A 15,942-nucleotide genomic window follows, 5' to 3' on the forward strand; every position below is an offset into this window, starting at 1 on the left:
CTGTAGCTCAGGTCGACATAGGGGCTAACGCCCGTCTGCTGCACGGTCAACGCATTTTGCCAATCCAAGCGTGCGCGCAGGCCCCAGGTCTGGGTGTCCGGGCTGGCTTTGGAGGAATCCAACTCGCTGAGATTGATATAGCCGCGACGGATATCCGCCTCGCCCCAATGGCCAAAGGCGCCGACGGTGGCGTACAAACCTTGCACGGCGGTCAGCGGCATAATGCTTTCCAGCATCAGGTATTGGCCGTCAGCCTTTACCTCGCCATCGTTAACCAGGTTTTGCCGCGCCCAGGTTTGCCCCAGCGACACGTTGAACTGGGCAAAGCCCAAGTTATGACCCACGCCGACTTCGGCCATGCCAGTAGAGCCTTCACGATTGCCGTGATCATCACGGCCCCAATCGCCAGCAACCCAAAAGGTTTTTTGCCCTGGCATAACCAAACGATCCAGCGGCCGACTATGGGCGCCGTTAATCATCAAGTTGAGGTTGTTATTAATGGAGTTAACGCCAGCGGAAGTTGATTGCAAACTTTCGGCGATCGAATCCAGGGTAATGAGTTGGTTGATATAGGCGTAATACCAGACAGAAGACTGATCCGTGCAGCTGGCGCAAGCATTGACAGTACTGCCATTAAAGTAAGCCAAATCCACTGCGGTCCCGTGTACGGCATAGGCATAAAGAATGCCCACGTAGCCAGTGTTACCACTTGTATAACCGCCTGCTGAAGTCCCGACCAAGGTCGCCAGCGCAACGGATAAATTTGAATTGCCCCACCAAGGTTGCGCCTGTAGAAATGCTGAGGCGTCGCCAAAGCCGGTTAATACCGAGGAGATCGAATACGTGCTGCCACCATAATTGACAACGACTGTAGGTCGCTCTATTGGAGTTACCGGCACGGCATAAGCCATATTCAAGTTGGCAAGACAAATACTGCCCAGAAGGCTGTAAGACAACAGTCTTTTAACACTACGCATAAAATCCCCTGGTTTAAGGTGCTGCAGGGCTTTTTCTATGCCCTGTCGTGGTGGCGCGCGGAGACTAGCATTAATGGCCTATCGCCATCCAACAACTTTGGAAACATTTTAATTAGCTAATTAAGTGTCAAGTAAACAACCGTCAAAAAAACAACTTCACCTTAATTTTAATAACTTTGCCGGCGGCAAAAGTCGCCAACCTCCAGCGGTGCGGCCCTGCGCCGGCCATAAAACGCCAGCCAGGCGCTTTACCTACTAAGCCCACGCTTAAGCCCACGCTACCACTGGGCAAATAGTCGAAACCTTCCAGCCGCCACCCCCGTCCACTGCTTAGCGACACTTAGATCGCTTTCCAGTGGAGAACAACAATGAACACTACCCCGCTCAAACAGCTCGGCCTTGCCTGCGTACTCAGCCTCAGCGCACTGGCCAGCGCCGTGGCAGCCAGTTCCAATTCCTTTGTCGATGACGCGGCACAAGGCGGCATCACCGAGGTTGAAAGCGCCAAGCTGGCGTTGGAAAAAAGCACCAGCACCGATGTACGCGAATACGCCACAACCATGCAGGAGCAGCACACCAAGGCCAACGCCGAGCTGATCAGCGTGGCGAAAAAGCTGGATATCGAGGTGCCGGACGAAGCCTCCCTGGTGGCTAAAGCGAAAAAGCTTCTGCTGGAAATGCGCGAAGAATCCTTTGATAAGGCCTACGCCAATAACCAAGTGGTCGCCCACGAAAAAACTGTGGAGCTATTCAAGAAGGAAGCCGAGTCCTCAGACAAACCCGAGCTCAAAGCCTTTGCGCAGAAAACCCTGCCAACCCTTGAGCATCACCTGGAAATGGCCAAACAACTGAAAGCCAAACACACCGACTAAAGGCCATGGAGGTTGCTATGAATAACCACAACGCCCCCTTGATCCCCGACCCATGGCTTGAGGGTGTGCCGGGCAATGCGTCGGTGCCAGGCGCGAACCCGGTCGACCCCGACCTGGGCTTTGACCCGGACTCACCAAACGTTACCGACCCGCAAACCGATCCACCCCATCCGCCGAAAATCCCCGACGACGCGCCAAACCCGCGGGATGAAAAACGCGCGCCCAGCGACCAATACCCGCCCTATGAAAAACCCTGAGGCGCGCGCTGATTCGCTTGGAGTAAACGCCATGCCACTGCACTACGTCGCCTGCCTGGCGGACTTACACCAAGGCCGGATAACCGCCGCCAGCCTGGGCGAGCAAAAGCTGGTGTTGCTACGCGTAGGCGATGCGGTGTACGCCTATCAAGGCACCTGCCCCCATGCTGGCGCGCCGCTGGCAGACGGGGCGGTGTGTAATGACCGGCTGATTTGCCCCTGGCATAAAGCGACCTTTCGCCTAGGCGACGGCCAAGTGTGTGAACCGCCGGCGTTGGAAGATTTGCAGCGCTTTGCCGTAACCGTGCGGGATGGCCAGGTGTATGTTGACGACCAGCCGCTGCCAGCGCACGCCCCTGCCGAGGCAGATGCCGATACGCGTCTGTTTGCCATTGTCGGTGCCGGCGCTGCCGGCACCGCTGCGGCCTCGGCATTGCGCGAGCATGGCTTTACCGGCCGCCTGGTGCTGATCGACCGCGACGCGGCGCCTGGCTATGACCGTACCGTACTCAGCAAATTTGTCATTGCCGGGGAAATGGCCCCAGCGCAGATCCCCGATTTAAAAGACGACGATTTCTACCGCCAGCAACAGATCGAGCGCGTGCATGGTCATGTCGATCGTATGGACGCCAGCCGCCGCGAAATCGAGCTCAGCGATGGCCGTCTGTATCACTATGACGCCGCGTTGCTAGCCACCGGCGCCGAGCCAAAAACCCTCGATCTCCCCGGTGCCCAGTTAAACAACGTACACGTGCTGCGGTCGCGCGCCCATGCCTCGTCGATCCTGCAGGCAACCATGCCTGGCGACCGCGCAGTGGTCATCGGCGACAGTTTTATCGGCCTTGAAGCTGCCAGCGCCCTGCGCAAACGCGGCCTGAGCGTGACCGTTATAGCCCGTCATGAAGTGCCTTTCGCCAAGCAATTTGGCTTGGCGATTGGCCGCGCTGTGCGCCTGCTGCATGAGAGCAACGGCGTGGTATTTCGCGTGGGTGAGGAAGCGGTCAGTTTCGAAAGCGGAAAGGCTGTTGATGACCAGCAGGTGCAGGCCGTGCGCTTGGCCTGTGGCGAACGAATTGCCGCCGACCTGGTGCTGCTCGGCGTCGGTGTCAGCCCCGCCACCGACCTGGTGCAGGGCCTGCACCTGTGCGATGACGGCGCCTTGGTGGTCGACCAGCATATGCGCGCCGCACCGGGATTATGGGCCGCTGGCGATATTGCACGCTTTCCCCTGGCCGATGAGCAGCTGCGTATCGAGCATTGGCGCGTTGCCCAGCAACACGCACGGGTGGCGGCGATGAATATGTTGGGCAATGAAGTCGCCTATGACGGCGTACCGTTTTTCTGGACCCAGCACTTTGGCAAACGCTTCGACTACCTGGGGCATGCCAGTGACTGGCAGCAGACGTTGATCGAGGGCGACCTGATCAATCTGCATTTTGTCGCCTTGCTCTGCTCGGACGGGCTGGTGGAGGGTGTGGTGGCCTGCCAAGAGGAAACGGTGTGTGCATTGCTGTCCGAACGCTTGCGTACCCCCCTTGAAGTTGAGGAAGCGCTGGCGTTAATCCGTCAGCACAGCGCTTGCAGCTAAAGCCGTCCGTTACCGCCCTACTTACCGATAATGCCGGTGATGGTGATGCCGTAGTGCTTGAGCAGTTTCATCGGCGGCTCATTGGCCGGCTCTTGGGGGTCACCGAACTCACCCTTTTCCAGGTTCTGCTCGGCCCATGCCAATACGTAGTCCACCGCCTCTTCAATGCTAGGTTGCTGGGCCTGTTCGACTTCCAGGGTCGAGGTGTTCATGTCCACGTTGTAGCTGATCACCCAATGGGTCATATGCCTGTCCTCTTGTGTTTTTTTGTTCTCTCTAGCAGCTGACTAAGCCCGGGCTGGATGCGTTCAGGGGCATTTGTAACCAACCTTAGGTTTGCCGTGTGCAGGTGCTGAAACTTGAACTTTCAGCCGTTTGGCTTTCTCTCAGTCCCAAGGCGTAAGCCACCGTCACTAAGGGAATGGGAGATCTACATGCAGGAGCAGGCTCGGCCTGAGCAACGATCGCCGCAACGCACACGCTTGTCAGCCACCTCACTCGCCTTGGCCGCCGCGCTCCTGATGGCCGGCTGCGACCATCAGGAAAAAGCGCCACCCCATGTACGCGTGCTGGTGCAGAGCGTAAAACCCGGCGACTTCAGTAATCAGGCGCAACTTACCGGCGATATTCAGGCACGCGTTGAAGCGCAGCAGTCGTTTCGCATCGGCGGCAAAATCGTCGAGCGCTTAGTCGATGTCGGCGACCGGGTTACCGCCGAGCAAGTGCTGGCACGCCTCGACCCACAAGAACAGCAAAGCAATGTCGACAACGCCCGCGCGGCATTGCAGGCCCAAGAGGCGCAGTTGCGCCTGGCGGAAGTTGGCTTTAAACGGCAGAAATTACTGCTGCCCAAGGGTTATACCAGCAAGAGCGAATTCGACCAGGCTCAGGCACAGCTGCGCTCCAGCCAAAGCACCTACGCCGCCGCCCAAGCGCAGTTAGCCAATGCCCGCGACATGCTCTCCTACACCGAACTCAAGGCCTCGGCCGATGGCGTGATTACTCAGCGTCAGGCGGAAACCGGGCAAGTGGTGCAAGCCACGGTGCCGATCTTCACCCTGGCCCGTGCCGGTGAGCGCGATGCGGTATTTGACGTGTATGAATCGTTGTTTGATCAGCAGCTCGCCGAACAGCCGATTACGGTCAGCCTGCTGGATCGCCCCACCATCACTGCCCACGGCAAGGTGCGGGAAATCACCCCGACCATCGATGCGCAAAGCGGCACGGTCAAAGTCAAAGTAGCCCTGGACGACGTGCCCGAAGAAATGAACCTAGGCGCCGTGGTCACCGCCACCGTGCACCCAAAAACCACCCAGCGTGTGGTGCTGCCATGGTCAGCGCTTTTTAAAAGCCAACAGCAGGCGGCGGTGTGGCTGGTGGATGAGAACAACACCGTTAGCCTGCAACCAGTGTCTGACGTCGCCTATGGCAGCGGCACCGTAATGGTCGGCCAAGGCTTGCAAGCAGGCCAGCACGTGGTGGTTGCTGGCGGTCAGCTGCTGCACCCAGGCCAGGTGGTGGAAATCGCCACGCCAGACAAAGCCGCGGAACCTGAGAAAGCAAAAATCTCTGCGCCGCCTCCACAGGGAGCGAAGCCATGAAGCGCTGCGCCCTACTGCCGGTTTGTGCCGCCGTGTTGGCGCTGGCAATCGCCGGCTGCTCAAAACAGGAAGCGCCAAAACCTGAGCCTCGCCCCGTGCTCTACAGCGTGGTCAAGATCGAGCAACAGGCCATGGTCGGCAAGTTTGCCGGCAGCATCGAAGCCCGTTTTGAGACCACCGTAGGTTTTCGCACCAACGGCCGCATTGCCTCGCGCACAGTGAACGTGGGCGACAAAGTTGCCAAGGGCACCCTGCTCGCCACCCTTGACCCCAGCGACCAGGAAAACCAGCTGCGCGCCAGCGAAGGACAAATGGCCGGCGCCAACGCGCAGTGGCTGCAAGCCCAGGCCGACGCCCGGCGGCAGACCGAGCTGTTCGACCGTGGCGTGGGCGCCAAGGCCAATCTCGACGACGCGCAAACTCGGCTGAAAACCACTCGCGCCACCCTCGATCAGGCCGCCGCCGACGTGCAGCACGCCAAAGACCAAGTTGAATACACCCGCCTGCTCAGCGACTTTGACGGTGTGGTGACCCACTGGAACGCCGAGATCGGCCAAGTGGTGGCCGCCGGCCAGGAAGTGTTGACCCTTGCTCGCCCGGATGTGCGCGAGGCGGTGTTTGATTTGCCCGATGAACAAGTGCCGTCGTTGCCCGCCGATGCGCGCTTTAAAGTCACCTCACAGTTGCAGGGCGATGTTCAGGCCGACGCCCATATCCGCGAGATGGCGCCGCAGGCTGATGCCACCACGCGCTCGCGCCGTGTGCGCCTGACGCTGGAACAAAGCCCCGACGAGCTGCGCTTGGGCACAACCATCAACGTCGAGTTAACCAGTGTCGTCCCGGCACACAGCACCTTGCCCGCCAGCGCATTGATCGCCGGAGCAGACGGCACGGACAGCGGTAAGGTCTGGGTGATTGATCCCAACAGCCTGGCGGTCAACCAACAATCGGTGCACATACTTGAGCGAAAAGGCGAGCAAGTGATCATCGGCGAAGGCCTGCGCGACGGCGACTGGGTGGTACGCGCTGGAGTGAACAGCCTGGAGCCAGGGCAAGTGGTCAAGCTTGATGGAGAAGCAGCGCAATGAATCAGGAGATGAGCCAGGAAAAACGCGGCTTCAATCTGTCGGACTGGGCCCTGCGTCATCAGTCATTGGTCTGGTATTTGATGGCGGTATCCCTGGTGATGGGGATCTTTTCCTACTTTGAACTGGGCCGCGAAGAAGACCCTTCGTTCACCATTAAAACCATGGTTATCCAAACCCGTTGGCCGGGCGCCACGGTGAACGACACCCTGTTGCAGGTGACTGACCGCATTGAAAAGAAACTCGAGGAATTGGATTCGCTGGATTACGTAAAAAGCTACACGCGGCCCGGCGAGTCGACCGTATTTGTCTTTCTCAAAGATACGACTGATGGCAAAGAGATCCCGGATATCTGGTACCAGGTGCGTAAGAAGATCACCGATATCCAGGGCGAATTTCCCCAAGGCATGCAGGGCCCGTTCTTTAACGATGAGTTTGGCGATGTCTTCGGCAGCATCTACGCCTTTACCGGCGACGGCCTGGACTACCGGCAATTGCGTGATTACGTCGAGCAGGTGCGCCTGGATATTCGCAGCGTCGACAACCTGGGCAAGGTGCAGTTGCTCGGCGAGCAAAACGAAGTGCTGTACCTGAACTTCTCCACGCGCAAACTGGCGGCGTTGGGCCTCGACCAGACGCAGGTGATGCAAAGCCTGCAAACGCAGAACAGCGTGACACCGTCGGGGGTGATTGAAGCCGGGCCGGAACGTATTTCCGTGCGCACCTCGGGGGAGTTCCGCTCCCAAGAAGACTTGCAGGCGGTGAACCTGCGGGTGAATGAGCAGTTCTATCGCCTGGCAGACCTGGCCACCATCGAGCACCGCTACCAAGACCCACCTGAATCGCTGTTTCGCTTCAACGGCCAGCCTGCGATTGGCTTGGCGGTGGCCATGAAGGACGGCGGCAATATCCAAACCTTTGGTGAGCAGCTGCAACAACGTATGGACGAAATTACCGCCGAGTTACCGGTGGGCGTTGGCGTGCATCAAGTCTCCAACCAGGCCGAGGTGGTGGACAAAGCCGTCGGCGGCTTTACCAGCGCGCTGTTTGAGGCGGTGGTGATCGTGCTGATCGTCAGCTTTGTCAGCTTGGGCGTGCGTGCAGGTCTGGTAGTCGCTTGCTCCATCCCATTGGTATTGGCCATGGTGTTTGTGTTTATGGAATACAGCGGCATCACCATGCAGCGGATTTCCCTCGGCGCACTGATCATTGCCCTGGGCTTGCTGGTGGATGACGCGATGATCACCGTGGAAATGATGGTCACCCGCCTGGAAGCCGGCGACAGCCGCGCCGAAGCAGCCACTTTCGCCTACACCTCGACGGCCTTCCCGATGCTTACCGGCACGCTAGTGACCGTCGCCGGCTTTGTGCCCATCGGCCTGAACGCCAGCTCCGCTGGTGAATACACCTTTACCCTGTTTGCCGTGATTGCGGTGGCGTTGTTGGTCTCTTGGCTGGTAGCGGTGTTGTTTGCGCCGGTGATCGCCGTACACGTCTTACCGAAATCGCTGAGTCATAAGAAAGACAAAAAACCCGGCCGCCTTACCCGTGGCATGGACCGTGGTCTGAAATGGACCATGCGGCACCGCTGGCTAAGCATTGGCTTGACGGTGGCGCTGTTTGCCACCTCCATTGTGCTGATGCAGTTCGTGCAACAGCAGTTCTTCCCCTCCTCTGACCGCCCGGAATTGCTAGTCGACCTGAACCTGCCGCAGAACAGCAGCCTGGAAGAGACCCGTCAGGTCGTGGACCGCCTGGAAGCCACCCTTAAAGACGACAAAGACATCCAGCGCTGGAGCACCTATATCGGTGAAGGCGCGGCGCGTTTCTATCTGCCGTTGGATCAGCAACTGCAAAACCCCTTCTATGCCCAGTTAGTGATCGTCGCCAACGACCTGGACTCGCGGCAACAGCTGGCGGCCAGGCTTAAACGCCGCCTGCGCGAAGACTTCGTGGGCATTAGCAGCCTGGTGCAGCCGCTGGAAATGGGCCCGCCGGTGGGGCGGCCCATTCAATATCGCATCAGCGGACCGGATATCGACAAGGTGCGCGAGTACGCCCTGCAAGTAGCTGGTCTATTGGACGGTAACGCCAGCATCGGCGACATGATTTACGACTGGAACGAACCAGGCCGGGTGCTGAAAATCGACGTAGCTCAAGACAAGGCACGGCAGCTGGGCCTGTCGTCGCAAGACGTGGCACAGCTGATGAACAGCGTGGTCACCGGCGCCAATGTCACCCAAGTGCGCGACAGCATTTACCTGATCAACGTGGTAGGCCGTTCGCAGGAAAGCGAACGCGGCTCGCCGGAAACCCTGGAGAACTTGCAAATCACCACACCGCGCGGCGCCTCCATTCCACTGCGCGCCTTTGCCACCATCAGCTATGAGCTGGAACAACCGCTGGTATGGCGCCGAGACCGTAAACCCACCATCACCCTCAAGGCCAGCGTGCATGGCGACAAACAACCCACCGACTTGATGGCCGAGCTAAAACCGAAGATTGATGAATTCGCCAGCAAGCTGCCGAAGTCCTACAGCATCAAACCCGGCGGCACGGTGGAAGAAAGTGGCAAGGCCCAGGGACCAATTGGCCGCGTGCTGCCGCTGATGCTGTTTTTGATGGCGACCTTTCTGATGATTCAGCTGCAAAGCGTGCGCAAGCTGTTTTTAGTAGCCAGTGTGGCGCCGCTTGGTTTGATTGGTGTAGTGGCGGCATTGCTTAGCACCGGCACGCCCCTGGGCTTTGTAGCGATTCTTGGGGTGTTGGCGCTGATCGGCATCATCATCCGCAACTCGGTGATTCTGGTGACGCAGATTGATGAGTTTCGCGAAGGCGGCGCCGAACCGTGGGATGCAGTCATAGAAGCCACGCACCATCGCACCCGCCCCATTCTACTAACGGCAGCAGCCGCCAGCCTGGGTATGATCCCCATCGCCCGCGAAGTATTTTGGGGCCCAATGGCGTTTGCCATGATAGGCGGCATTGTCAGCGCCACCTTGCTGACACTGCTGTTTCTGCCTGCACTTTACGTCGCCAGCTATCGAATCAAGGAACCGTCGGACAGTAGATAACGGGGAAGCTCTTAAGGCGGCAGCGACCGCTAATGCAACGTCGGTCGCTCCGTCGGCAGGCCACATAGACCTTCCGAAATATGCGCCATCGGGTCGGCAATGCGTCCAGAGAAAAAACCATTGCGGTACAACACGACATTGCTGCGGTTTTGCAGCGCTTGCATCGCATCCAAACTGAGTTGATCGAGTAAATGACAACTAACCAGAATCAAATCAAAAGGCCGACCGGGGTAGTCGATCAGGTTGGTTAATTCCCCTGCTGTACCTACCACCGCCACGCCAAAACACCCAACCTGATTGAGAAACTTCTCTACGCTCAAGCGCTGGGTTTGGCTAGCGTCGGCAACAAGAATGCGCATGTGTTTGGGGTTCATTGGATTTGCTCACTGGCAGTGACAGTGCAACCAGCTTCGCCCATCGCGCCACACCGCATAAGCCGACGCTTCCGTGCAATCTGTCAGACCCTACGCCTCGAGACCGCGCAAACTCCTGATAACCGGCGCCAACTCTTCCACCAACCGGGCCAAGCTCGCACTAATGGCGGACGCCGCCAAGCCTTGCTGACAAGCCAACTGCAGCCCCTCGGCCATGGGCACCAATATTGGCGGCGGTACCTTTGAGCGTATGCGCCAGGCGGATCATTGCCACCGTATCGCCCTCCTCCACAGTTGCCTCAAACTGCGCCGCGAAACCCTCAACCTGGGTACGAAACATCCCAAGCATTTTGCTGTAAAGCACTTGGTTGTTCATGCAAATAGCCAGGCCAGCGGACACATCAATGCCTTCCAGTGAAGCCAAACCTACCGTCGGCTGGCTAACAACAGGCACAAGCACTTCCGGCTCTCCTGCAACGGCAGGCTTAATCCACTTGCCAATAATGGCGAACATGCTGGCAACGTTTAGCGGTTTGGTTATGTAGTCGTCCATGCCGGCGGCCAGGGCTTTTTCCTTGTCGCCCTTCATCGCGCTGGCGGTCATGGCAATAACCGGAATGGTCTGCGTCAAAGGGTCTATACGAATGTGCTGGGTTGCCGTGTAACCATCCATCACCGGCATCTGACAATCCATGAGGATGCAGCCGAAGGCTTGGTCGTGGCTGAGAATATCCAGAGCAACCTGGCCATTGCCGGCCACGACCACAGCGAGCTGCGCCTGCTTCAACAGCGCAACGGCCAGCTCCTGATTCATTTCATTGTCTTCAACCAACAACACTCGATTTCCGGCGAGACGCTGCTGCAAGTCTGCGGGCAATTCGTACTGATGCGACTCACGTTGCAAGGTGGTATGGGCCGCTCCCAGCACCTTGCAAACAGTCGCCAATAGCTTGGCCGCGGTGGCTGGTTTCGATAACACCGCATCGAACGCCACAGCCTTATGCAAAGCCGAGCGCTGCGCTTCTTCCACGCCCGCAGCGGTGACCATAATGACGCGGGCCTGGCGATGCTTTTCACGCTGGCGAATCAGCTCCACGCAATCCACGCCGTCCATGATTGGCATCTGCCAGTCCATCAATATCAGGCCATAGCGCCCGCCTACACGCTCGAGTTCATCAATCGCAACCAGCGCGTCCAAACCATTGGCGACCTGATCAACCTGGAGACCGATAGCCGTGCCCATCGACACCAGAATTTCCCGCGCGCTGGCATTGTCATCCACCACCAACGCTCGCATCCCCTGCAACTCACTGACCGAGGCTGCCGCAGAGAGCGAGCTCGGAGAATTCAGACAGTCGACTCTGACGTCGAAGTGAAAGGTGGAACCCACACCAAATTCCGACTCGACCCACACTTGCCCACCCATCAGCTCGACCAGTTGCCGGGAAATCACCAAGCCAAGACCGCTGCCACCGTAACGCCGAGTGGTCGAAGAGTCGGCCTGGGTAAAACTGTTAAAGAGCTTGGCCTTGTGCTCATCAGTCAAGCCGATGCCGGTGTCCCGAACCCAGAAATGCAGGGTGACGCTGTTATCGATGCGGCCGGTGGCCTCAACGCCAACCACCACTTCGCCGCTCTCCGTAAACTTAACCGCGTTGTTGCCCAGATTAATCAGCACCTGAGCGAGTCGAAGCCGATCACCGATCAACCCTTCTGGAATACCGGGATGGATATGGAATAGCAGTTCGAGTTTTTTCTGACCGGCACGTAGGCTAATGGCGTTGGACAAATCCTCGAAAACATCTTCGAGGAAAAACTCGGCATGCTCGATATCCATTTTCGCCGACTCCAGCTTGCTGAAGTCGAGGATGTCGTTGATCACGTCTAACAACGAATTGGCCGCCTGATGCACCTTCTCAATGTAATTTCTCTGCGACGGGTTTAGATCGCCCTGCAAGGCCAGCGACGACATGCCCATGATGGCGTTCATGGGTGTGCGAATCTCATGGCTCATATTGGCGAGAAACTCGCTTTTTATATTGCTGGCCGCCTCGGCAGCGGTCATCGCCTTCAACACTTCCCGCTCAGCAACTTTTCGCGCGGTGATGTCAATCAGCCAAGCAAGCGTGCCGGTCTCGCCGAGAAAATCGATACGCAGAAAATTGACCAGCACATCGCGAACTTGATGGGTGTTGTCGTAAACCTGGGTTTCGTGCTGCTCAACCACACCCTCTCGAGCTAATTGTTCACGGAGTCGTTGGCGCTCACCCGGGCGCACATACAAACGCGGCATTGGTTTATCCAAGCGCACGTCAAACGTGTTAGTGAACAGCGGATTGACGAACCGCACCGTACCTTGAGAGCCGGGCTGCAGATCATCCGCGATGATGCACACCGCAACCGGCGCGTGGTCCAGCACAAGCTGCAAGCGCTGGTGCTGACGAATAATTTCGTCGGCATCACTGCGCCGTCGGCGCATATCGGTCATTCGTCGAACCGCAAACCACAGCAACAATCCGCATGCGAGCGCCGTAACAATCGCGAACAGGGTGCCCTCCTGAGCGCTGTACACCGGCGCCAAGGCACTGATGGTCACCAACCGCCACTTGCCGCCAGGATCATTCCAATCAACAGGTGCCGAAGACACCGCGTAGCGTTGATGGTCGACCTGAACCGTATCGTCATTGAGGTCAAAAGGCAGCGATTTAACCTGCCGCGGATCCGAGAAATAATCACCGAACTGTTTGCTGTCTGCGATGGTTTTAATTTCCTGCAGGGTTTTACGCCCAACCGTATGCAGGCTCCATTCGCGGCGGCCGGAAGTCAGAACCACCCCCTGCGGTGAGATAAGAAACCCCACGCGCCCGCCATCGCCAGTAACAAAGTTACCCAGCTCCTGCGCCTCGAAACGCCCTACCACCGCGCCTGTAACTTCATCGCCAGTGGCTTCGAGATAAACCGGTGCCGCTACATAAAAAACCAATCGCCCAGTCACGGAACTAATTCCGCCATAGACGCTAGGCTCGCGCTTCATCGCTTGGCGGAAGTACGGGCGATAACTGACATCCAGGCCGATAGGTGACAGGTTTTCGTTATTCCAATCACTTTTTATGGTGCCTTGTTCGTCAACCACGAACACCAAATTTGCGCCAACCCGCTTGGCAATTATCTGCAATGCCGGGCGAGCAATATTGAACTGCCGGGCATGCTCGACATCTGTTTCCAACGAAGCGGTCTTAACCGACGAGTTCAACGAGCCAGCCAGCAGCAAAGCCCCCATGCCTTTGCCATTGAGCGTCACGCTTTCAAGGCTTGTGGCATTCTCCCGAGCCAACGCCTTTTCAGCATCTCGAAAACGTCCCTCGACTACGGAACGGTAGGATTCACTGGCAATAAATCCCACAACGCAGGAAATCAGAACGATGCCTATCAGAACAGGCATACGATGAATCAGTACCCACTCCAAAAATCTCTTCAATGCAAAGACTCTTAAATGAATGCGCTAGGCGTACCCTGACAACCCATTACGTCGCGCAAAAAATCGTCAGGAACGGCTGGAACGCTCAACAAAGGGTGAATTCAAGGGTAGACGACACTCCAGCTCTTGGCGGTGATATTACCCAGCAAAAAATAGCCATCGCCAACTCGGAAAGAAACTAGACGACGGAGGACTGGCAAAATCGCGCGCCCTTGCCGTAACTAACGCACACTGACAACATAAGCCCTGCCCATAAAAAACAAGACGTTGATCTAGCGTCCGGACTTATAAGATTTTTCCTACACACCAAGAAGAGCGGTTCTACATAAATCACGTGACGCGACTGGGATATTTCCTCCACTTAACTTTGTGTAGGAACTGCAAAAATGTCCCGGCCGAAAATCCTCATCTTAGAAGACCACCCTCTTGCACAGCAGGCTCTAGCAACCCTCCTTAAATCGCTGGGCCATACCAATATATTCCCCGCGGCCAATTATGAAGACCTCATCCAACTAGTAAAACAAGAACAGCAGTTCGACGTTTTAATATGCACTATAACTGCACCCAACGCCCCAGAGCTTAAACTTCTTCGCGAAATCAATAAATACGGAAATATCGAATCGGTACTTTTGATAAACGAAACATCATCCGAAATTAGCGCAGCCATTCGCCAATTTGTTGAGCTCTGCGGGCATACGTTTTTAGACGAACTGCGCAGGCCATTTTCCAAAAACGACCTGCAAATCGCTTTATCCAAGTCCCTAACAAAACGAAAAATCAACCCAACAGCGGCAACTATTGAAACACCTGCTGCAAAAGAAATCGCGCGTGCCGCACATAAGAAACAGTTCATCCCGTATTTCCAACCCAAGGTAAAACTTCAAACGATGGAAATCGTTGGAGCTGAAATCTTGATGCGTTGGAACCACCCAACATTAGGAATAATAGAGCCAGCTCAATTCATTGATATCGCCAAACGCTTTGGCAATCTTGAAACCATGACCCTGTCGATTCTTGAACAAGCAATACGTTTTATCGAAACACAGAGCCTTAGCAAAAAATTTAAGCTTGCAATCAATATTGATGCAACCCAACTATCAAAACCTGAATTCCATAAAAAGCTTGAGCACATACTCGATATATACGATGCAAGTGCCGAGAACATAATCCTTGAGATCACTGAAACCGGAACATTCAAATCCCCTATCGAATGCTTAGCCAACTTAATTAAAGTTCGCATGCTTGGATTCGGTGTATCCATAGACGATTTTGGTGCAGGCCTCTCATCACTCCAAAGGACCTGCGAACTTCCGTGCACAGAAATAAAGCTCGACATGAGTTTTATCAAAAACCTGGCACATAACAACAGAACCAGGGCAGCTGTTGCCAGCATGATTAAACTCAGCTAGGAATGGGGCGTCCAACTGGTTGCCGAAGGAATTGAAACTGAAGACCAACTTAGCTTACTGCGTGATTTGAACTGCGGCACTGGCCAGGGATATCTCTTTTCGCCTCCACTATCAGGACAAAACTTTCTGAAGTGGATCAGACAGCATGAAAAGAAGCTGCTGGCAAAGGCAAATTGAATTAGCCGAATAGCCCAGTCGTCTAGCAGCGAGTTAATGACATGCCAATAAGCGCAATGAATATAGAAACATTCCATACAGCTGTAGCATCCGTAGGCCGGTTGGCGTCAAGATATTGCTCACGATCACTGACGCTATCAATTTTCGCTTTTGTATTTTTCGCAACACTCCACACTCACGCAGCAGAAACCATCACTATCTCGCCAACAGTAACGATGGCAAAGACATCGACTACGCTCAGCGAAGAACAGCTTAACTGGTTAAGCAAAAAGAAAGAGCTCGTCGTAGGTATCAGCCCGGAAAATTTTGAACCATATGAAATACTCCAAGGAAAAAATCTTAAGGGCATCGTCGCAGATTATATTTACCTTATTGCTGAAAGCCTTGGCCTAACCGCTCGCGCGGTAATTTATCCCGATTTGGCATCAGCCGTACACGCTCTTGAAAATGGTGAAGTCGATGTACTAGGCAGAGGACTGACTGCAGATGACTATAATCCCGCTATTAGCCTATCAATACCCTATGTCATGAGCTCGCCGGTTATTGTTGGACGAGGCGCGGAACTTGAGTTCCCCAAAATTAAAGTAGAAGGGAAAGTCGGATTCTCAGGCGGATTCATATCAATGCGCGAAATAGTATCTGCCTTTAGATACGCCTCCCCCGTAAGATATTACTCAGTACTTGAAGCGCTTCATGCTGTAGAATATCAACAGCAATCTTGGTTTATTGGCGATCCGATAACAGTCGGCTATTACAAAGGCCAAGGTGAACTGCCCCACATTCATGCATACCCAATAAAAAACCTGGAAAAAATCGGGTACAGTTTTGTATTCAGGGCTAAAGACAAAAACCTGCCCGCTCTAATAAACACAATCATAAATAACACAGCAAGCGTGCAAAAAGACAAAATAATAAACTACTGGGCATCTAATTTTTACTCAGAAAACTTTACAAAAACGGTGTTCAGCGAAGAGGAAAAACGGTGGCTTTCCACTCATCCAGAGATAAATGTCGCCATCAATGGAGCTCTTCCACCCTATAGTTTTTATG

11 protein-coding genes and 1 pseudogene are annotated in these 15,942 nt (G+C 55.6%); 8 read left to right on the forward strand and 4 right to left on the reverse strand.

The window, feature by feature from the left end:
- On the reverse strand, positions 1-653 hold a 653-nt coding region (locus AAAB16_RS23755; RefSeq protein WP_340665563.1), incomplete at its 3' end, for an autotransporter domain-containing protein.
- 692 nt (positions 654-1,345) lie between these two features.
- Between AAAB16_RS23755 and AAAB16_RS23760 the strand changes: the two genes are divergently transcribed.
- Genes AAAB16_RS23760 through AAAB16_RS23770 form a run of 3 tightly spaced genes read left to right on the forward strand, consistent with a single transcriptional unit; the run spans position 1,346 to position 3,694 of the window.
- On the forward strand, positions 1,346-1,849 hold the full coding sequence (locus AAAB16_RS23760) for a DUF4142 domain-containing protein (protein ID WP_340665564.1): 504 nt from the start codon (positions 1,346-1,348) through the stop codon (positions 1,847-1,849).
- A 17-nt stretch (positions 1,850-1,866) separates the two neighbouring features.
- A complete protein-coding gene (locus AAAB16_RS23765; protein ID WP_340665565.1) occupies positions 1,867-2,106 on the forward strand; it encodes a hypothetical protein in 240 nt (79 codons plus the stop codon).
- A gap of 31 nt (positions 2,107-2,137) precedes the next feature.
- A complete protein-coding gene (locus tag AAAB16_RS23770; protein WP_340665566.1) occupies positions 2,138-3,694 on the forward strand; it encodes an FAD-dependent oxidoreductase in 1,557 nt (518 codons plus the stop codon).
- A 17-nt stretch (positions 3,695-3,711) separates the two neighbouring features.
- On the opposite strand, the gene AAAB16_RS23775 is transcribed toward AAAB16_RS23770, so the two are convergent.
- Entirely contained in the window at positions 3,712-3,939 is a 228-nt protein-coding gene (locus AAAB16_RS23775; protein WP_340665567.1) for a hypothetical protein, read from the reverse strand.
- A gap of 276 nt (positions 3,940-4,215) precedes the next feature.
- Between AAAB16_RS23775 and AAAB16_RS23780 the strand changes: the two genes are divergently transcribed.
- The 3 genes from AAAB16_RS23780 to AAAB16_RS23790 are packed head-to-tail and all read left to right on the forward strand — an operon-like array spanning position 4,216 to position 9,454.
- On the forward strand, positions 4,216-5,295 hold the full coding sequence (locus tag AAAB16_RS23780) for an efflux RND transporter periplasmic adaptor subunit (protein ID WP_340665572.1): 1,080 nt from the start codon (positions 4,216-4,218) through the stop codon (positions 5,293-5,295).
- Positions 5,292-6,383, forward strand: a complete 1,092-nt coding sequence (locus AAAB16_RS23785) for an efflux RND transporter periplasmic adaptor subunit (protein WP_340665568.1) — start codon at positions 5,292-5,294, stop codon at positions 6,381-6,383. The genes AAAB16_RS23780 and AAAB16_RS23785 overlap by 4 nt, the downstream gene beginning before the upstream one ends.
- An 8-nt stretch (positions 6,384-6,391) precedes the next feature.
- Positions 6,392-9,454, forward strand: a complete 3,063-nt coding sequence (locus AAAB16_RS23790; protein WP_340665573.1) for an efflux RND transporter permease subunit — start codon at positions 6,392-6,394, stop codon at positions 9,452-9,454.
- Positions 9,455-9,483: 29 nt separating this feature from the next.
- Here the strand turns inward: AAAB16_RS23790 and AAAB16_RS23795 are convergent, their stop codons facing one another.
- On the reverse strand, positions 9,484-9,828 hold the full coding sequence (locus AAAB16_RS23795) for a response regulator (protein WP_340665569.1): 345 nt from the start codon (positions 9,826-9,828) through the stop codon (positions 9,484-9,486).
- 160 nt (positions 9,829-9,988) lie between these two features.
- Positions 9,989-13,270 carry a response regulator gene (locus tag AAAB16_RS23800; RefSeq protein WP_340665570.1) on the reverse strand — a complete coding sequence of 1,094 codons (3,282 nt, stop codon included), beginning with the start codon at positions 13,268-13,270 and terminating at the stop codon, positions 9,989-9,991.
- Positions 13,271-13,692: 422 nt separating this feature from the next.
- On the opposite strand from AAAB16_RS23800, the pseudogene AAAB16_RS23805 reads away from it, so the two are divergent.
- Together AAAB16_RS23805 and AAAB16_RS23810 are read left to right on the forward strand one after the other, a co-directional pair.
- Positions 13,693-14,892: pseudogene (locus AAAB16_RS23805) on the forward strand (EAL domain-containing protein).
- A 41-nt stretch (positions 14,893-14,933) separates the two neighbouring features.
- Positions 14,934-15,942 (forward strand): transporter substrate-binding domain-containing protein (locus tag AAAB16_RS23810; protein ID WP_340665571.1); only part of this gene is annotated, 1,009 nt, incomplete at its 3' end.

It is taken from the genome of Pseudomonas sp. (assembly GCF_037994325.1).
Taxonomy (GTDB): domain Bacteria; phylum Pseudomonadota; class Gammaproteobacteria; order Pseudomonadales; family Pseudomonadaceae; genus Aquipseudomonas.